Genomic DNA, 16,735 nt, shown 5'->3' with positions numbered 1-16,735 from the left:
AGCGCGGCGGCGAGCGGTCCGCGGGTGGCGGGGCCCAGGTAGGTGAGCGCGTCCACGCCCCGCGCGATACGGCGCAGCGCCCGCCGCGGCGGGCCGGGGACGCGGGCCCACCACACCTCGTGGCCGTGCGTGGTGGCGACGATCCGCCGGACGTCCGTCTCCCGGCGCAGCCGTCCGGCCATCAGCCCGAGCGGCGCCGCGGCCCCGAACCACACGCTGTCGCAGTCGTACTGCCGCGCCAGCGCCACCGCCCGGCGCGTCACCCGGGGCGTGGGCAGCAGGGTGCGCGACCGATCGCGGGCGACGGGGAACGGCTGCCGGGCGTCGAAGGCGGCGCCGCCCTCCGGGGCGCGGCGCAGTGGGTGGCCCGCCGGTGCTTTGCGAGCCGCCCGGCTGGGTGGGCCGGCCGCCTGGGGAGGGCGGCCGACCCGTCCCGCGCCGTCGCCAGGGGGATAGGACGGCGCGGGAGCTGTGGGTCAGCGGGACTGCTGTCGTCCGACCAGCGCGACGACGTCGCTCAGGTCCGTCTCGTCGAAGGTGGTTGCCGTGTAGCCGCCCGCCAGTGCGATGCGCTGCTGGAAGATGGTGCGGGACGAGCGATCGTTGGCGTAGCGGTCCCAATTGTGGATCAGACACAGCACCTTGCGAGTGGGGGACGCTTTGCCCATGTGGTCGAGGAGGCTGCTGAACCCGGGACGAACGTCGCAGCTGAGGGCGATGGTGCCACGGTCGAGCCAGGTGCCGGCGATGTCCCAGTCGCGCCGTTTGGCGTAGTTGCGGCAGCCGTCGACTCTCATGTCGAGGAGGCGGTGCGCGCGGGTGGCGTCGCGGTCGTAGATGAACGCGAGAGGGCGGAGAGCCGCACTCGATGGTGGGTGGCTCGGTGTGGTGCACATCGGTAGTTCCTCGATCCGACGTCAACGTGCCGCCGTCACCCTAGGTGATCGGCCCTTGTGAGTAGCGTGTCGAGAAGAAGCCTGGGTGCCCAGACGATCAGTGTCCGCCGCTGTCCGCAGCGGAGCGGACGCTGCGGACAGAGGACGCGATGCACCACGAGCGTGAGACTTTCGGACGAGCCCTTCGACGCCTGCGCGGCACTCGCTCGCTGCGCGCGGTCGCGGAGCTCGCCTCCTGTGGGAAGAGCTACATCGCCGACCTGGAGCAGGAACGCCGTACGCCAAGCCCGGAGATGGCTGCCGCGCTCGACGCCGCACTGGACGCGGGCGGGGAATTGCGGCTTCTCGCCGCAGCGCCGGCCGCGGCACCCCTCGCCGACCAAGCAGCGGCCTTGCGGGAGGGCTTGGTCGACTCCTTGGCCGCCGGTCCGCTGACAGACGCTTCTCTGGACGAATGGGAGTACGCGGTCGCCCGCCACGGGCGCGCCACTCGATACCGGCCGGAACCCGATCACCTGTCAGAGCTGATCGCGGACTTCGGCGATTTGCAACGGTTGCTGGCACGTCGGCACTCACCCCGTGCGCGGCGCCGCCTTGTCCGTGCTGCCGCCCACATGTCCGGGCTCATGGCCCTGACGATGCTCAAGCTCGGTGACCCCGCCGCGCGGAGCTGGTGGCGCACCGGACGCGCGGCGGCGACTGCGGCGGAAGACCGCGCCGCGCTGTCGTGGACATACGCGCAGGAGTCCTACCAGCTTTACTACGGCGGCGATATTCACGGCGCCGTCGAACTGGCCACGCGCGCGCAGCACCTTGCCGGCGGACTGCCTTGCGTCGGCCCGGCACTGGCTGCCCCTCTGGAAGCGCGGGCACACGGCGTGTGGCAGCACCGTTCGGACGCCGTGGCCGCCCTTCGCCGCGCGGAGGTGGCGCTGTCCCGGCTCGACCCGGCGGACCGCACGCAGTCCGCCTTCGGCTACAGCGAGGCCCAGCTCAAATTCCACACCGGCAACACCTGGACACACCTGCACGAGTCACGCCGTGCGTGGGACGCGCAGGACGAGGCCCTGGCGCTCTATCCGGATACGGACCACACCGACCGGGCTTTGATCCACCTCGACCGAGCCGCGTGTCTGGCATACGACGGCGACCCGGCCGACGCGGTGTCGCTCGCCGCGCAGACCATCACGTGCGTGCCGAGGGAGCACCGATCGCCCTTGATCATCTACCGCGCGCGCAGCCTGCTCGATACGGTGCCCGATGCACGGATGCCGGAAGTGCGGGTCTTGCGTGAGGTGCTGGCGCTATCCGCTGAGGAGGGGGACAGAGCGCATGGTGATCGACAAGGCCACGGCCGACGACATCGAGGTGATCTCTGAGCTGATCGGGGAAATCGAGGAGCACTACGGCGGGAAACGCGTACCAGGAGATCCTGAGCAGATCAAAAGCGCGCTGTTCGGCGACCGCCCAGCCGCCACGGTTCTCCTCGGCCGCGATGAGACCGACGTGGTGGGCTTGGCCTCGTTCTCCCTGCTCTGGCCGGCAGCGGGGGCCGAGTCGTCGCTGTACCTGAAGGAGTTGTTCGTCAGGGTTCCGCACCGCCGCAAGGGCGTGGCGTCAGCGTTCATGGAGAGGTTGCGTCAGGAGGCCGTGGCGCGGGGCTGTTCACGAGTCGAGTGGACTGCCGACCGCGACAACCTGGCGGCGCTCGCCTTCTATCAGGCGCTGGGGGCGCAGCCGCATCGGGGAAAGGTGCTGTACCGCACCGCACCGTAGACATGGCGAAACGCCCCCTCCTCACCCCAAGATCCCCCGCTCATACGCCACCGCCACCGCCGCGGCGCGGTCCTTCGCGCCGAGCTTGGTGAAGATGTGCGTGAGGTGCGTCTTGACCGTCGCCTCGCTGATGAACAGCTCGGCCGCGATCTCCCGGTTGGACGTGCCCCTGGCCACCAGCCCCAGGACCTCGCGTTCGCGCGCCGACAGGGCCTCGTGCTCCGGGGCCGCCGACGTCCGGACGTGCGAGACCAGGCGGGAGGCGACCGCGGGGGAGAGGACCGTACGGCCCTCGGCCGCGGCGCGCACCGCGGTGAACAACTCCTCGCGCAGGGCGTCCTTGAGGAGGTAGCCGGTCGCGCCCGCCTCGATCGCGGGCAGCGTGTCGGAGTCGGTGTCGTACGTGGTGAGGACCAGGACCTTGCAGCGGGCGCCGCGGCGGGTCAGCTCGGCGATGGCGGCGACCCCGCCGCCGCCCGGCATCCGCAGGTCCATCAGGACGACGTCCGGGTCCAGGCGCAGGGCGAGGGCGACGCCCTCGGGGCCGGTCGCCGCCTCGCCGAGCACCTGGAAGCCGGGCGCGGACGCGAACATGCCGCGCAGGCCGTCCCGGACGACGGGGTGGTCGTCGACGACGATGAGGGTGATGGTGCGGTCAGCCATGGCGGACCAACGGTACGCGAGCGGAGACGGCCGTCCCCTGGCCGGGTTCGGACTCGACGGTGGCGGTGCCCGCCATCCGCTCCGCGCGGGCCCGCATCCCGGCGAGCCCGAAGCCGCCGGAGCCCGAACGCGGCGGCAGGGCCCCGGCGTCGAAGCCGCACCCGTCGTCGCGGACGTCCAGGACGACCTCGTCGCCCATGTACGAGAGCGTGACCCCGACCCGGGAGGCGCCGGCGTGCCGGGCGGTGTTGCCGAGCGCCTCCTCGGCGATCCGCAGCAAGGTCGCCGCGACCTCCCCGTGCAGAGCCTCTTCACCGCCCGTGACGGTGAACCGGGCCGCCACGCCCGAGCGTTCGGACCACGCGGTCACGGTCTTCTCCAGCGCCTCGGGCAGGGTGGCGTGCTCCAGGGCGGCCGGGGCGAGGTTGTGCACGGAACGGCGCGCCTCGTCGAGGCTGTGGCGGGCGAGCGCGAGGGCGCGGTCCAGATGCCGGCCGGCGAGCGCGGGGTCCGGGGCGGCGGTGACGGCCTGGAGCTGGGTGACGATGCCGGCCAGCCCCTGGGAGAGGGTGTCGTGGATCTCGGCGGCGAGCCGCCGGCGCTCGTCCGCGACACCCGCCTCGCGCGCCTGGACGAGCAGTTGCGCGTGCAGCCCGGCGTTCTCCTGCAGGGCTTGTTCCAGGCGTGCGTTGGCGCGCTCCAGCTCCGCGATGGTGGCGATGTGCTGCCGGACGCGCCCCGCGTCCTGCTCGGCCAGATAGGCGAAGAGCATGGACAACGAGGCGTTGACGACGTACAGGATGCCCAAAGCCAGCCACTGCAGGGCTGAGCGGGGAGGCAGCCCCCCGGACTGCGACCCCGCCATGATGACGGCGGTGACCAGCAGCCCGACGCGGGCCCGCCGGCCGGGCAGCAGGGAGGCGGCGTCGAAGTAGCCGAGGGTGGCGTAGATGGCGAAGAAGGGGTTGAGCCAGGTGAGGGCGAAGGCGATGGCGGTCCGCAGGGCGTAGAGCAGTTGCCCGGACACGGGGAAACGGTCCCCCTCCGAACCGGGCGGCAGGTCGCGCCACATCCAGTGCAGCGCGACCGCCACGGCGACCAGCCCGCCGGCGGCGTACATCTCGCCACGGCTCATGTACGTATCGGCGATCCCGGCGGCGAGCAGGGTGGACAGCAGCAGCAAGGCGTAGGGACCGTAGCGGTGGAACCGCGCCCAGTTCTTCTCGTTCGCCGCGGACCCGAGAGACTTCGACACAAGAGGGCTCGATCGCATGAGCCGAGTCTGCCTCCCAAGCCGGGGAGACCTGTACCCGACCGCCGCCAGGGAACCCCGCACGTGATCCGTCGCCATTCCTGCTCCCCTCCCCGAAGCAACCGGCGTCCCGCCCTCACTCCCAGCCACACCGGCGGCCCGCCCCGCCCCACTCCCGACGAGGCCTCACGCCTCACTCCCAACAAGACAGACCGGCCTCACGCCTCACTCCCGTCTCACTCCCAGCGGAACCAGCGGACCGCCGCGGCGCCGAGCAGCACCGCCCACAGACCCGTCACGCCCAGATCCGTCCAGGCAGGCCACGCGCCGCCCGCCGCCCGGTTCAGCGCCTCGGACGCGGCGCCGAACGGCGTCAGATGAACGATGCTCCGCAGCGTCTCGGGCATCGCCTGCACCGGTATCCACACCCCGGCGGTGAACATGGCGGGGAAGAAGACCGCCGAACCGAGCGTGGACGCCATCTTCTGGGTGCGCGCGACGGAGCAGACGAGCGCGCCCAGCGCCAGCGCGCTCGCGGTCGTCACCAGCAGCGCCAGCACGTACCCAGCGGGCTGCTCCGGCAGCGCCACCCCGAACGCGATCCGGCCGATCGCCATGGCCAGCGCGGCCGAGACGAGGGTGGCGGCGCCGTGCAGGGCGAACTGCGCGGTCAGCAGGGTCCGGGGCCGCACCGGCGTGGTGGACATCCGCCGCAGGATGCCCCGCTCGCGGTAGCCGGTGAGCACCGGCGGCATCGCCTGCGGCCCGGCCGTGACCACCGCGAGCAGGACGACCACGGGCACGTACAGGTCGACGACGCGGCGCCCGCCGAGATCGGCGGACACCTCCCGGAAGGACGGGATCAGACCGAGGATCGTCAGCAGCAGGCTCGGGAAGAGCACGATCCAGAACAGCGCGCCCGGTTCCCGCGCGAACAGGCGCGCCTCGGCCCGCAGTACGGCGACGGACGCGGACCGGCGGGCGGGCGCGGACCGGTGCGCGGACGCGGGCGCGGACCCGCGCGGGGGAGCGGTGGAAGCCATCAGAGCCTCTTTTCCGTGAGATCGAGGAACGCGTCGTCCAGCGACGCCTCGCTGACGCGGAGCTGCCGGGCCGTGATCCGGCGCCGGGCGAGCAGGGAGAGCGCGGCGTCCACGGTCTCGTCGGTGCCGTGGACGACGATCCGTCCGTCCCGGTACGCCGCGGACGCGGCGCCCGGCAGCGCGGCCAGCTCCGCCTCGTCGAGCGGGCTGGAGGGGGCGAAGGACATGACGGTGGCCGCCGAGGACTGGCTGACCAGCCCGGACGGGGTGTCGAGCGCGGCCACCCGCCCCTGGTCGATCACGGCGATCCGGTCGCACAACCGCCGCGCCTCTTCCATGAAGTGGGTGACGAGCAGCACGGTCACCCCCGCGTCCCGCACCTCCTCGATCAGCTCCCAGGTGTCGCGCCGCGCCCGCGGGTCCAGACCCGTCGTCAGCTCGTCCAGGACGACGACGCGCGGGTTGCCGACGAGGGCGAGCGCGATGAACAGCCGCTGCTTCTGCCCGCCGGAGAGCTTCGCGAACCGGGTGCCGAGCTTCGGCGTCAGCCCCAGCCGCTCGGCCAGGGGCCGCCAGTCGGCCGGCCGCTCGTAGAACGCGGCGTACAGCTCCAGCGCCTCCCGGACCGTCAGCTTGGACTGCAGCTCGCTCTCCTGGAGCTGGGCCCCGAGCAGCCGGGTGACCTTTTCGTGGTCGGCCACCGGGTCGAGCCCGGCGACGGTGATCCGGCCCCCGTCGGGAACCCGCAGCCCCTCGACGCACTCGACGGTCGTCGTCTTCCCCGCCCCGTTCGGCCCGAGGATCCCGAAGATCTCCCCTTCCTCGATGGCGAAGCTCACCCCGTCGACGACGGGCCGTTCGCCGTACACCTTGCGCAGTCCCTGCACTTCCACTATCGGCATGCCCCCAGCGTCGCCGCCGCCCCCGGTGCCCGGCATCGCCCGACCCGCTCGCGACGGCATCAACCGATCGGTTGATGCGGGGGTACGACCCGGTGCGCCGACGCCGGTGCTGGCGGCCGGGCGGCCCGGCACGGCGACGGACAGGGGCCCGGCACGAGGACGGGCGGAGGCCCGGGACGACGACGGACGGAGGCCCGGCGCCCGGCACGGCGACGGAAACGGAACGGGGCCCGCCCCCGACCGCGAGGTCGGGAGCGGGCCCCTGCCCTGTGCCGCCCGGCGTTACTTCTTGAACGAGTAGTCCAGGATCTTCTTCGCGTCCGCCTCACGGTTGGGACCCGAGGTGGAGGTGAGGACCGTACCCACGAGGGTCTTGCCGTTCCGGGTCACGGCGAAGGTCAGGCAGTACTTGGCCTCCGGACCCGAACCGGTCTTGACGCCGATGGTGCCCGCGTAGCTCTTCAGGAGCGGGTTGGTGTTCGTCCACTCCATGTAGCGGTATCCGCCGTTCTTCGTCGTGACCTTTTCCTTGATGTACTTGGTCTTGACGACGGTGCGGAACGTGCCGTTCTTCAGCGCCTTGCTCGCGAGCTTGGTCAGGTCGCGGGGCGTCGAGTAGTTCGCCCCGTTCCCTATGCCGTCGAACGAGTCGAAGTGGGTGTTCTTCAGCCCGAGGTTCTTGGCGGTGGTGTTCATCTGGCCGATGAACGACTTCACGCGCGCCGCCCGGGTGGAGCCGGTGCCGAACTTGTCGGCGAGCGCGTACGCCGCGTCGCACCCGGACGGGAGCATCAGCCCGTACAGGAGCTGGCGGACGGTGAGCTTGTCACCGACGATCAGGCGCGCCGACGAGGCGGTCTTGGCGACGATGTAGTCGCTGTACGCCTTGTCGACCGTGACCTTGGTGTTCAGGTTGAGGTTCCGCTGCGAGAGCACGACCTGGGCGGTCATGATCTTGGTGGTGGAACCGATGGAACGGCGGGTGTCGGCCGCCTTCTCGAACAGGGCCTTCCCGTTGCCGTCGTTCATCACGAACCCGCCCTTGGCGGCGATCGTGGGCGGCTTGGGCGCGGCGGCCTGGGCCGGGGCGGCAAACGCCCCGGTGATCAGGACTGCGCCGGCAGCCGTGACGGCGGTCGCCGAAACGCGACGAATGCCCTTGATGCCGGTTTTCAAATGAATACTCCAAATAACCCTGCGATGCGGCCACATAAACATGCCGCTTGCTCATGAGACACACGAGAAGGCTTTTTGGATGCACGCTCGGCCGAAATTTCTTCCTTGGTGGTGAGTTTCTTCTGTCGGGGGCGCCGGGAGGCGTCTCGGTGTGCTCGGTCGGGAGCGCCTCGGTGTGCTCGCCCGGGGGCGGCGCCCCAACTAATCAACGTTGACTACCAAGGCCTGGCGCGCCTACGCTCCGTTCCATGGCCGAGTCCGTGATCCCCATCCTCCCGTGCCGCTCGATCGACGAACTCCTCGACTTCTACCGGGCCCTGGGATTCGAGGTCACCCATCAGCAGAAGAGGCCCAATCCGTTCGCGGCCGTCCGCTACCGCGCGATCGAACTCCAGTTCTTCGGCATGAAGGGGTACGACCCCGCCGCGTCGTACAGCACCTGCTACATCCTCACCGACGACGTGGACGGCCTGTACGCGTCCTTCCGTACCGCCCTCAAGGAAGCGCTGGGCAAGGTCCCGACCCGCGGCCTGCCCCGGCTCGGCCCGCTCAAGGACATGTCCTATGGGGTGCGCCAGTTCCTGATGACCGACCCCGGCGGCAACTGCCTGCGGGTCGGTCAGCCCATCGCCGACGACTTCGAGTGGGAACCCGTTCCGTCCGAGCGTTACGCCCGCGCGCTGTACCAGGCGACCGGGCTCGGCGACTCCAAGGGCGACTACGCCGCTGCGGCCCGCGTCCTCGATCGCGCCCTCGCCTCCGACGGCACGCCCACCCCGGTCCAGCGCGTCCAGCTCCTCGTCCTGCGCGCCGACATGGCTCACCAGCTCGGCTCCCCGGGAGAAGCCGAGCGGTGGCTCGCCCAGGCGGAGGCCGTGGAGCTGGACGCGGCGGAACGCGAGACGGCCCGCGACGCCCTGCGCCGCGCGGCCGAACTCCGCGACGAGATGTCCTGAACGCCCCTCCCGCCGCGTGCGGCACCCGCCTGCGGGGCGGGGCCCGTCAACGGTCGCGCGGGAACGGCGGCCGGCCGGCGCCGCCCGGCGAGCGGTCCCCCGTGAGGACCCGTCAGCCCCGCGGGCCGGGGACGGTGAACCAGTACCCGGCGGCCATGAGGCGGGGCAGGTAGATCCGCAGGGCGGCGACGGTCTGCGACCGGTCGCCGCCACCGTCGTGGTTGAGGATGATCGAGCCGCTCCGGGTCTGCGCGAGAACCCGCTCGACGATCCGGTCGGTGCCGGGCCGCGCCCAGTCCTGCGGATCGACGGACCAGGACACCGGCCACAGCCCGAGCTCGTCGCACACCGCCAGCGCCTCGTGGGTGAAGTTCCCGCCGGGTGCGCGGAACAGCTCCGGGGGCTGCTCGCCGGTCGTCCGGGCGATGACCTCACCGGTGCGTTCCATCTCCTCGCGCACGCGCGCCGCGGGCAGTTCACCCAGGTCCGGGTGCGACCAGGTGTGGTTGCCCAGCAGGTGGCCGCCCGCCACGATCCGCCGCACCACGTCGGGGTGCGCCTCGGCGCGCGAGCCGATCAGGAAGAAGGTGGCGGGCACGCCGTAGCGGCTCAGGAGGGACAGGACCTGCGGAGTCCACACGGGATCGGGCCCGTCGTCGATCGTCAGGGCGAGCGCCTTCGGCCCGGCGTGCACGTAACGCTGGGGTTCCCGCGCCCGTCCGGCCGTGCGCCTTCCCGCCGCGGCGGCCACGCCCCCCATCGGCGCGCCAGCAGTGAACAGCGACAGCCCGCACACCCCGAGCAACCGCCGCCGCGACAAGAAAGACCGGTTCTCCGACACACCACACCCCTGCCCACGCATGTCCATGAACACGGCTCAACTTACCTATAAAACAAGCGCGTTGGGGCGCCGGAAGCGCATGCGTACCACGTCCGTGCTCCCGCGTACGACGTCGGCGCCGCCGTGCACGGGCGGCAGCCCGCCGGACTCCGGAAGCACGGCCCACTACGGGCGCCGGAGCCCTACGGCGGGGAGCCGGGCTCCCGAAACCGCGCGCGGCGCCCGCCGCCCGCTCACTCGGCGGCGGTGAGCTCCTCCGGCACGGCCGCACGGAGCGCCTCGGTGGCGGCGGCGACCGCCGGGTGCCGGGCGGCACCGCCGCGGAAGGCGACCTTCGTACGCCGGTGCACCGGCAGCCGGGTGAGGGCCACGGCGGGCCCCGGGTCCGCGACCCCGAGCTGCGGCACGAGGGCGACCCCGTGTCCGGCCGCGACGAGGGCCAGCACGGTGCCGAAGTCGTCGACCTGGTGCCGGACGCGGGGGGTGAAGCCGGCGGCCTGACAGGCGCGGACCGTCATCGTGTGGCAGAGCGTCCCCGGGGTCGCCGTGATCCACGGCGCGTCCTTCCAGCGCGCGAGCTCCGAGCCGTCGGCCGCCCGGCCCGTCTCCTGCTCGGACGCCGGTGAGGACGTGGACGTGGACGAAGGCGCGAACGTGGGCGTGGGCGTGGACGAGGACGAGGACGTGGACGCGAACGAGGACGTGGACGTGGACGACGCAAGGTACATGGCCTCGGTGCACAGCGGTGCGGTCGTCAGGCCCGGTTCGGTCGGGAACGGCACGAAGTCGTATTCGTGGATCAGGGCGACGTCCAGATCGCCCGCGCGCAGGGCATGGGCGACATGCGCCGGATCGATCTCCGACACCATCGGCTCCAAGCCCGGGTGGTCACGGGCCAAGGAGGCCAGCGCGGCGGGCACCATCGCGCGGGTGGCGGTGGGGAAGGTGCCGATCCGCAGGGGGCCCGCCAAGCCGTCGCGGGCGTCGACGAGTTCGGCGGCGGCCCGCTCCAGGCGTTCGAGCACCGCCTCCGCGTGCCCGACCAGGTTCCGTCCCGCCGGGGTGAGGGCGACCCGGCGCCCCGTTCGCTCCAAGAGCGGGACGCCCGCCTCGCGTTCGAGCGCGCTGAGCTGCTGGGAGACCGCCGAGGGAGTGAACGCCAGCGCCTCGGCGACCGCGGCGATGGTGCCGCGCAGGGACAGTTCCCGCAGCAGGCGGAGTCGGCGCACGTCGAGCATCAGCTCAGCTTACGCTCTGGCTCAGCAAAGCGAACTGGACCTACGCGATCGTCCGGGGCCACCCTCGTCCCATGCCTCAGCACCCCTCCCCGCACGGGACGTACGTCCCCCTCATCACCCCGTTCACCGCCGAGGACCGCATCGCGGAGGACGCCCTCGAAGGCCTGGCACACGCCGTGCTGGACGCGGGCGCCACGGGACTCGTCGCCCTCGGCACCACCGCGGAAGCCGCCACCCTGGACACCGCGGAGAAGGCCGCGGTCGTCGACGTGTGCGCCCGCGTCTGCCGGGAACGGGGCGCGCCCCTGGTCATCGGCACCGGAACCAACGACACGCGCACCACACGCGAAGCGCTCGCGGAGCTCGCCCGATGGCCGGAGGCGACCGCCGCGCTGGTACCCGTGCCGTACTTCACCCGGCCCGCACCGTCCGGCGTCCTCGCGCACTTCGCCCACCTGTCGGACACCAGCCCCCTGCCGCTGATCATCTACCACATCCCCTACCGCACCGGGCAGGCCCTGGACGCGGCCACCCTGCGGGCGCTGGCCCGGCTCCCCAAGGTGACGGCGGTCAAGCTGGCCCAGGGCGGCATCGACGCCGAGACCATCGACCTGCTCGCCGACCTCCCACCCGACTTCACCGTCCTGGCCGGAGACGACCTGTTCCTGTCCCCTCTCCTGGCCCTCGGCGCCGCGGGCGGCATCCTCGCCACGGCGCACCTGGCCACCCACCGGTTCGCCGAACTGACCACCGCCTGGCGAGCCGGCGACCTCCCCCGCGCCCGCGAACTCGGCCCCGCCCTCGCCCGCCTGTCCTCCGCCCTCTTCCGCGAGCCCAACCCCACCGTCCTCAAGGGCGTCCTGCACGCCCAGGGCCGCATCCCCACCCCGGACGTACGGCTGCCCCTGCTGCCCGCCGGGCGCGACTCGGTGGACGAGGCGCTGAAGCGACTGGCGGACCTGGGGACGTAGGCGCGCGTCCGGCGCTCCCGTGCCGGACACGGGGGCGGCGGCTGCGTGCACGCCACTCCGTCGCCAGTAACCCGGTTGTCTCCGCCCGGAACCACCTGATCGACTGGACCGGTGATCGGGGAAACGCTCTGGGAGCGGCCACTGCACCAACGAGGCTCCGCCTCGGCGTTCGCCGTGGCGGAAGGGAGCGTCGTGGTGCACGAACGCCGAAGCCGTCTGGTCTGCCTGGACGCCGCTGACGGCGCCGTGCGATGGGACGTTCCCCTGGGCACCTGGCCCCGCGACCTCGTCGTGGCCGGTGACCGGTGCCTGGCCCTGCCGCAGCGGCCCGCCCACCTGTCCTGCCTCGATCCGCGGACGGGGGCGGTCGTCTGGCAGGTGGCGCTACCCCACCACTCCGGGCACGTCGTGCCCGTCGCGGACACCGTGCTCGTCGGTGGCTGGCGCGGCTACACCCCGCTGGCCGCCTTCGACCTCCGGGACGGAAGCCGTGTGTGGCGGACACCGACGCCCGTGCGTACGGCGCTACCGCTGCCCTGGGGCGGCGGCGTCCTGCTGGGCTACGACCGGGAAGCCTGGCTGATCGACCCGCGGGACGGAGGCGAGCGGGCCCGATGGCGGCTGCCCGAGCCGCTGGCCGACGGCGAGCCCGGTCCGGTGTTCACCGCCCTCGGCCCCGACCGCTGCCTGGCGCGGTGCGGACGGCGTTCCGTCGTGGCGCTTCACCTGCCCTCGGGCCGGGTGGAGGAACTCCTGCGGCACGACGCCGATCTCCTCCCCGAGGCGCCTCGGCTCGTCGGCGGTGCCCTGTGGCTGCGGGAGTCGCGCGCCGGATACCTCGTCGCCGATCCCGCCGACGGGTCCCCGCTGTGGCGGGTGGACACCGAGCACGCCTCGGCGCCCGGTGTGGTGCGTACCGAGGACGGGTTCGTGGTGGCCGGCGAGCACGGTGTGCTCTTCCGTGTGGGGCGGGACGGGCGGGTCCGGGAGCGGTCCTGGGTGGCTCGGAGGATCGGCGGCCTGCGGGACATGGGTGACGGAAAGGCGGTCGTCACGACCAAGGGAACCTTGCGGGCAGTGGCCTGCGCGCCCCGTCCGTCGGCTGGATAGCCACAGGGGCGCCCGGTGCGGACAGCCACCGAGTCCCCGGCGCGCCGCACGAGCGAGAGGTGCGACACCGGATCGGAACGGCCACGCGACGCCGGTGACTTGCTTCCCGGCGCCGCACCGTCCGCATCCCGGCCCGGTGTCGGCCCGGGCACCAACGCTCCCGCACGCCAACGGACACCCTCGCCCACCCATAGCCCCACAAGTCCCCTCACCCGGACTTTCCGGCCACAGCACTGTTTTACCGTCAATTGTCGGCATCATTGGCACGGCCTTTTCAGGCACGCGGTAGACAGGAAGACCGGCGTGGACGTCCGCTGCTTTCGGAGCACGACCCATTGCGGTTCGGCGGGAGGTCTGGACGGATGCTGACCATCAACCTGGCGTTGTTCCTCGCCATCATCGTCATCGTGCTGCTGCGCCGCCGCGTCCAGGCCAGAAGCCGGTTCGACCAGACGGTGACCGCGATCATCGTCCTGGTGCTGGGAATCCTCATCGCCCCGACCCCGCTCGGACAAGGAATCACCAACGCCCTCTCCCAACTCGTGGAGGGCGTCTCGCGGGCCGCCCAGTGAACCGGACACGGCTGTGCCGGATCGGCGCCCGGAAGGGAAGCGCATACGACGGCCGCCGGTGTCCCCTCCGGACACCGGTGCCGACGAGCAGGTCCGCCGCACCACACGGGATCGCGAGGTCAGCGCGGCGCGGCGAAAGCGGCGCGCGGCCCCGGCCCGTTGACGAGGAAAGCGATTGCCACGACGGGAAGGGCGCATATGGCCTGCGCCACGGCGAACCACGGCGGGCAGATCCCGGGGATCAGGTCGATGCCGACGATCGCGATCGGCATGACGATCGCGATGACGCGCACGCGGACATAGGCCCACCGCGCCCCCCGAGACGCGCGGACGGTCAGCCAGTACACCACCGCGGCGCTCGCCAGTACGGCGGCCGACCGGCCCCACAGGAACGAGGTCACCGGGTGGCCGGTGAGCGCCAGGACGACGACCGTGGCGAGGACCACGCCGCCGAGGGCCCCATAGACGGTGATGAGGGTCTTCATCGTGGCGAAGGCCCGTCGGACGTGCGGACGGTCGAGGTGGGCGGTCTCGGGCGCGAGAGGGCTTGCGGTTTCCATGTCTCTTTCTTCCTTCAGTGATTCCGGCCGGTCGGTGATTCCGGCCGGTCGGTGATTCCGGCCGGTCGGTGATTCCGGTGTGGTCTCGACGCTAGGGAGCGCGCGGGTGGGGCGGTATGCGCCTGGACACACGGGTGGGTGGGGCTGGACCCACTCCTGTGCCCACCTGGTGGGATGCCGGGCCGGGCGCGGTGCACAGTGGCTGCACCGGGCCGTACCGGCCGGGACCGGCGCATCGCGGGAACCGCGGATGCCACAGCCGTGGGCGCGCCGGGGAGAGGGAAAGGAAGAAGAGACATGCGACAGGTGGTGTCGTGGGGGATCGGCGCCTGCGTGGGGTTCGTGCGGGCGTGCGCGGTGGTGATCGTCAGCATGCTGGTCCCGGCCGTGTGGGCCGCCGCCGTGGCGCTGGGGATCCGGTGGGGGGCGGGGAACCCGTGGTCGTGGGTGGCGCCGCTGGTGCTGGTGGGCGTGGGCACGCTCGGCCTGTCCCGCCCGGTCTGCCGGACGGTCCGCTTCCTCGTCGCGAGGTGGACCGGCACCGTCGTCCCCGCCGGGTACCGGAAGGCCGGGCCGGTGACGCGGATGTCCACCGGGTACTGGTGGAACGGCTTCGGCTACGAGCGCACCAGCCGTGACGCCCTCCTGGACCAGAAGCGGCGGATCCGGTGGCAGGACCCCGCCAACCGGCGCGACCTGCGCTTCACGGGGATCGTGCCGTTCACCGCGGGCGTGGTCGCCGCCGTCCCCCTCGCCGGGGTGGCCGCGGCGGTCCTCGGACTCGGCCGGCCGGGGGTCGCCCCGCGCCTGGTCGGGATACTCGGCCTGGTCGTGGCCATCGCCGCCGCCCCCTACGCGTGGCGGGCCATCGAGCCGGTGGCCGTCCGCTTCCTGCGCCCGTCGCCCGCGATGGTGCTGGCGGACCGGGTGGACGAGCTGACGGCGCAGCGCGCGGACACGACGGTCGCCCAGGCCGCCGAGATCCGCCGGATCGAACGGGACCTGCACGACGGAGCGCAGGCCCGCCTGGTCTCGCTCGGGCTCTCCCTGGCGACCGCGGAAAAGCTGATGGACTCCCACCCCGACCAGGCCAAGGCGCTGATGCGCGAAGCGCGGGCCGGTGCCGCCACGTCACTGACCGAGCTCCGCGAACTGGTCCGGGGCATCAGCCCACCGGTGCTCAGCGAACGGGGGCTCGTCGACGCCGTACGCGCGCTCGCCCTGGACAATCCGCTCGACGTGACGGTCGACGCCGACGTGCCCCCGCGCCTGGACGCGCCGATCGAGTCCGCCGTGTACTTCGGCATCGCCGAACTCCTGACCAACGCGGTCAAGCACGCCCACGCGACCCGGGCGCGGATCTCCCTCACCCGGGACGACACCGGCCTCGTCGTCGAAGTCCAGGACGACGGCCGGGGCGGCGCCGGGGAGCGGGCCGGCGGCGGGCTGGCGGGGCTGCGCCGCCGCCTCGCGGTCTTCGACGGCCGCTTGGAGATCACCAGCCCGGCAGGCGGTCCGACCCACGTGACGATGATGGTGCCATGCGCATTCTCGTAGCCGAAGACCTCTACCTACTGCGTGACGGGATGGTCCGCCTCATCGAGGCGTACGGACACCAGGTGGTGGCGACGGCGACCACCGGCCCCGAGACGCTCGACGCACTGCTGACGTGGCGGCCGGACGTCTCCGTCATCGACGTCCGCATGCCGCCGTCCCAGTCGGACGAGGGCCTGCGCGCGGCGCTCGCCGCCCGTGCGAAAGTGCCCGGACTGCCGGTCCTGATCCTTTCCCAGCACGTCGAGCAGCTCTATGCCCGCGAACTCCTGGCCGACGGTGCCGGCGGCATCGGCTATCTCCTCAAGGAGAGCGTGTTCGACGCCGATCAGTTCATCGACGCGCTGGAACGCGTCGCCGGGGGCGGAACCGCCATGGACCCGGCCGTCATCGCCAAACTGCTCTCCGGCGGCTCCTCGGACCGGCGCCTGGGGCGGCTCACCGAACGCGAGCACTCCGTGCTCGGCCTCATGGCCGAAGGACTGTCCAACCAGGCCATCGGCCGGCGCCTCTTCCTCAGCGAAAGCGCCATCGGCAAATACACCACCTCCCTGTTCGGCAAGCTCGGCATCACTGACGACGAGAACAGCAACCGCCGCGTCCTCGCCGTTCTCGCGTACCTGAACGAGCCCTGAGGGGTGTGGGGTGGGGTGGGGATGGCCGGGCCTGGTGGCGGGGTGCAGCGCGGTGGTGGCCGGCCCGGCCGCGAGCCCTGCGTCGGCGCTGTGGCCTCCGACCGCGATCCGCGCCGGGTCGATGCCGAGTCCTGACGCGTGTTCGGCCGTCCAGTCCAGCACGGTCGTAGGCGTCGTCCAGGGCGGCCGGGAACGGGTCTTCGGGGGCTCGTCGGTAGCCCACCGAGATCACCACCGCGCCGCAGAGATGCGCTATCCGCGCGGCCCACGGGTGCTCGGTGTCCAGGTCGCCCATGACGAATCCGCCACCGTGCAGCCAGACGACGGCGCCCTGGGCCTGGTGCGGACGGTAGATCCGCACCGCCGACGTCCGGGTCGGCGGGCACCGTGCGGTCCTCGATCTCCAGACCCGTGGTGTCCGGTGGCGGCAGCTTGGCCCGCCAGGTCGGGGAGGTTCTCGCGCTCGGCGACCGGGTCGGTCAGGACGGCTCGGGGAACAACGGGATGAACGCTTCGAGTTCGGGGTCCAGGCGACCATCCTGACGATCGCCCCGCACGGGAGCATCCGCCAACCGTCGCGCTTCGCGCCC

Annotated in this window: 18 protein-coding genes and 1 pseudogene; 8 read left to right on the top strand and 11 right to left on the bottom strand. The window is 72.4% G+C overall.

Annotated elements, in window-relative coordinates; genetic code table 11:
* Both ABZX96_RS23785 and ABZX96_RS23780 read right to left on the bottom strand, forming a co-directional pair.
* A pseudogene (locus ABZX96_RS23785) lies at positions 1–341 on the bottom strand (alpha-(1-2)-phosphatidylinositol mannosyltransferase); the annotation flags it as partial.
* A gap of 135 nt (positions 342–476) precedes the next feature.
* A complete protein-coding gene (locus ABZX96_RS23780; RefSeq protein ID WP_355547806.1) occupies positions 477–896 on the bottom strand; it encodes a hypothetical protein in 420 nt (139 codons plus the stop codon).
* 149 nt (positions 897–1,045) lie between these two features.
* On the opposite strand from ABZX96_RS23780, the gene ABZX96_RS23775 reads away from it, so the two are divergent.
* Positions 1,046–2,275, top strand: a complete 1,230-nt coding sequence (locus ABZX96_RS23775) for a helix-turn-helix transcriptional regulator (RefSeq protein ID WP_355547803.1) — start codon at positions 1,046–1,048, stop codon at positions 2,273–2,275.
* Entirely contained in the window at positions 2,229–2,672 is a 444-nt protein-coding gene (locus ABZX96_RS23770; protein WP_355547800.1) for a GNAT family N-acetyltransferase, read from the top strand. The genes ABZX96_RS23775 and ABZX96_RS23770 overlap by 47 nt, the downstream gene beginning before the upstream one ends.
* A 21-nt stretch (positions 2,673–2,693) precedes the next feature.
* Here the strand turns inward: ABZX96_RS23770 and ABZX96_RS23765 are convergent, their stop codons facing one another.
* The 5 genes from ABZX96_RS23765 to ABZX96_RS23745 form a co-directional block, all read right to left on the bottom strand.
* Positions 2,694–3,335, bottom strand: coding sequence for a response regulator transcription factor (locus tag ABZX96_RS23765; protein ID WP_355547797.1), 642 nt, complete (start codon positions 3,333–3,335; stop codon positions 2,694–2,696).
* A complete protein-coding gene (locus tag ABZX96_RS23760; protein ID WP_355547795.1) occupies positions 3,328–4,608 on the bottom strand; it encodes a sensor histidine kinase in 1,281 nt (426 codons plus the stop codon). Before ABZX96_RS23760 ends, ABZX96_RS23765 begins: the two co-directional genes overlap by 8 nt.
* A gap of 215 nt (positions 4,609–4,823) precedes the next feature.
* Positions 4,824–5,630: an ABC transporter permease gene (locus tag ABZX96_RS23755; RefSeq protein WP_355547792.1), complete on the bottom strand. Its 807-nt coding sequence runs from the start codon at positions 5,628–5,630 to the stop codon at positions 4,824–4,826.
* The gene (locus ABZX96_RS23750) at positions 5,630–6,532 is read right to left on the bottom strand and encodes an ABC transporter ATP-binding protein (RefSeq protein WP_355547789.1); all 903 of its coding nucleotides are present in this window, start codon (positions 6,530–6,532) and stop codon (positions 5,630–5,632) included. The genes ABZX96_RS23755 and ABZX96_RS23750 overlap by 1 nt, the downstream gene beginning before the upstream one ends.
* A 282-nt stretch (positions 6,533–6,814) precedes the next feature.
* Entirely contained in the window at positions 6,815–7,708 is an 894-nt protein-coding gene (locus tag ABZX96_RS23745) for a serine hydrolase (RefSeq protein WP_355547787.1), read from the bottom strand.
* A 248-nt stretch (positions 7,709–7,956) separates the two neighbouring features.
* Here ABZX96_RS23745 and ABZX96_RS23740 point away from each other — a divergent pair, with 248 nt between their 5' ends.
* Entirely contained in the window at positions 7,957–8,664 is a 708-nt protein-coding gene (locus ABZX96_RS23740) for a VOC family protein (protein ID WP_355547785.1), read from the top strand.
* A gap of 112 nt (positions 8,665–8,776) precedes the next feature.
* Here the strand turns inward: ABZX96_RS23740 and ABZX96_RS23735 are convergent, their stop codons facing one another.
* Both ABZX96_RS23735 and ABZX96_RS23730 read right to left on the bottom strand, forming a co-directional pair.
* Entirely contained in the window at positions 8,777–9,505 is a 729-nt protein-coding gene (locus ABZX96_RS23735; protein ID WP_355547783.1) for a polysaccharide deacetylase family protein, read from the bottom strand.
* Positions 9,506–9,738: 233 nt separating this feature from the next.
* Positions 9,739–10,743 carry a LysR substrate-binding domain-containing protein gene (locus ABZX96_RS23730; protein WP_355547781.1) on the bottom strand — a complete coding sequence of 335 codons (1,005 nt, stop codon included), beginning with the start codon at positions 10,741–10,743 and terminating at the stop codon, positions 9,739–9,741.
* A 71-nt stretch (positions 10,744–10,814) separates the two neighbouring features.
* Here ABZX96_RS23730 and ABZX96_RS23725 point away from each other — a divergent pair, with 71 nt between their 5' ends.
* From ABZX96_RS23725 to ABZX96_RS23715, 3 genes are all read left to right on the top strand, one after another.
* Positions 10,815–11,714 carry a 4-hydroxy-tetrahydrodipicolinate synthase gene (locus tag ABZX96_RS23725; RefSeq protein WP_355547779.1) on the top strand — a complete coding sequence of 300 codons (900 nt, stop codon included), beginning with the start codon at positions 10,815–10,817 and terminating at the stop codon, positions 11,712–11,714.
* Between the two features lie 111 nt (positions 11,715–11,825).
* On the top strand, positions 11,826–12,824 hold the full coding sequence (locus tag ABZX96_RS23720) for a PQQ-binding-like beta-propeller repeat protein (RefSeq protein ID WP_355547777.1): 999 nt from the start codon (positions 11,826–11,828) through the stop codon (positions 12,822–12,824).
* A gap of 362 nt (positions 12,825–13,186) precedes the next feature.
* Complete coding sequence (locus ABZX96_RS23715) at positions 13,187–13,396, top strand: hypothetical protein (protein WP_355547775.1); 210 nt, start codon at positions 13,187–13,189, stop codon at positions 13,394–13,396.
* A gap of 119 nt (positions 13,397–13,515) precedes the next feature.
* Here ABZX96_RS23715 and ABZX96_RS23710 read toward each other — a convergent pair whose 3' ends face one another.
* Positions 13,516–13,956 (bottom strand): hypothetical protein, encoded by a 441-nt coding sequence (locus tag ABZX96_RS23710; protein ID WP_355547772.1) that lies wholly within the window; start codon positions 13,954–13,956, stop codon positions 13,516–13,518.
* A gap of 297 nt (positions 13,957–14,253) precedes the next feature.
* On the opposite strand from ABZX96_RS23710, the gene ABZX96_RS23705 reads away from it, so the two are divergent.
* Together ABZX96_RS23705 and ABZX96_RS23700 are read left to right on the top strand one after the other, a co-directional pair.
* A complete protein-coding gene (locus ABZX96_RS23705) occupies positions 14,254–15,513 on the top strand; it encodes a histidine kinase (protein WP_355547770.1) in 1,260 nt (419 codons plus the stop codon).
* Positions 15,498–16,145: a response regulator transcription factor gene (locus ABZX96_RS23700; protein ID WP_355547767.1), complete on the top strand. Its 648-nt coding sequence runs from the start codon at positions 15,498–15,500 to the stop codon at positions 16,143–16,145. The genes ABZX96_RS23705 and ABZX96_RS23700 overlap by 16 nt, the downstream gene beginning before the upstream one ends.
* Here the strand turns inward: ABZX96_RS23700 and ABZX96_RS23695 are convergent.
* Positions 16,081–16,440, bottom strand: a complete 360-nt coding sequence (locus ABZX96_RS23695) for an alpha/beta hydrolase fold domain-containing protein (RefSeq protein ID WP_355547814.1) — start codon at positions 16,438–16,440, stop codon at positions 16,081–16,083. The genes ABZX96_RS23700 and ABZX96_RS23695 overlap by 65 nt on opposite strands.
* Positions 16,441–16,735: the final 295 nt, after the last annotated feature.

This window comes from Streptomyces sp. NPDC003077 (assembly GCF_040611095.1).
In the GTDB taxonomy this organism is placed as follows: Bacteria; Actinomycetota; Actinomycetes; order Streptomycetales; family Streptomycetaceae; genus Streptomyces.
This window is presented reverse-complemented; position numbering and strand designations above follow the sequence as displayed.

Excerpts from the sequence above, each read along its gene's own strand:
- ABZX96_RS23775 (WP_355547803.1), top strand. The coding sequence starts at position 1,046 with ATGCACCACGAGCGTGAGACTTTCGGACGAGCCCTTCGACGCCTGCGC.
- ABZX96_RS23780 (WP_355547806.1), bottom strand. The coding sequence starts at position 896 with ATGTGCACCACACCGAGCCACCCACCATCGAGTGCGGCTCTCCGCCCT.
- ABZX96_RS23760 (WP_355547795.1), bottom strand. The coding sequence starts at position 4,608 with ATGCGATCGAGCCCTCTTGTGTCGAAGTCTCTCGGGTCCGCGGCGAAC.
- ABZX96_RS23695 (WP_355547814.1), bottom strand. The coding sequence starts at position 16,440 with ATGGGCGACCTGGACACCGAGCACCCGTGGGCCGCGCGGATAGCGCAT.
- ABZX96_RS23740 (WP_355547785.1), top strand. The coding sequence starts at position 7,957 with ATGGCCGAGTCCGTGATCCCCATCCTCCCGTGCCGCTCGATCGACGAA.
- ABZX96_RS23770 (WP_355547800.1), top strand. The coding sequence starts at position 2,229 with ATGGTGATCGACAAGGCCACGGCCGACGACATCGAGGTGATCTCTGAG.
- ABZX96_RS23700 (WP_355547767.1), top strand. The coding sequence starts at position 15,498 with ATGCGCATTCTCGTAGCCGAAGACCTCTACCTACTGCGTGACGGGATG.
- ABZX96_RS23765 (WP_355547797.1), bottom strand. The coding sequence starts at position 3,335 with ATGGCTGACCGCACCATCACCCTCATCGTCGTCGACGACCACCCCGTC.
- ABZX96_RS23730 (WP_355547781.1), bottom strand. The coding sequence starts at position 10,743 with ATGCTCGACGTGCGCCGACTCCGCCTGCTGCGGGAACTGTCCCTGCGC.
- ABZX96_RS23710 (WP_355547772.1), bottom strand. The coding sequence starts at position 13,956 with ATGGAAACCGCAAGCCCTCTCGCGCCCGAGACCGCCCACCTCGACCGT.
- ABZX96_RS23750 (WP_355547789.1), bottom strand. The coding sequence starts at position 6,532 with ATGCCGATAGTGGAAGTGCAGGGACTGCGCAAGGTGTACGGCGAACGG.
- ABZX96_RS23755 (WP_355547792.1), bottom strand. The coding sequence starts at position 5,630 with ATGGCTTCCACCGCTCCCCCGCGCGGGTCCGCGCCCGCGTCCGCGCAC.
- ABZX96_RS23715 (WP_355547775.1), top strand. The coding sequence starts at position 13,187 with ATGCTGACCATCAACCTGGCGTTGTTCCTCGCCATCATCGTCATCGTG.
- ABZX96_RS23705 (WP_355547770.1), top strand. The coding sequence starts at position 14,254 with ATGCGACAGGTGGTGTCGTGGGGGATCGGCGCCTGCGTGGGGTTCGTG.
- ABZX96_RS23725 (WP_355547779.1), top strand. The coding sequence starts at position 10,815 with ATGCCTCAGCACCCCTCCCCGCACGGGACGTACGTCCCCCTCATCACC.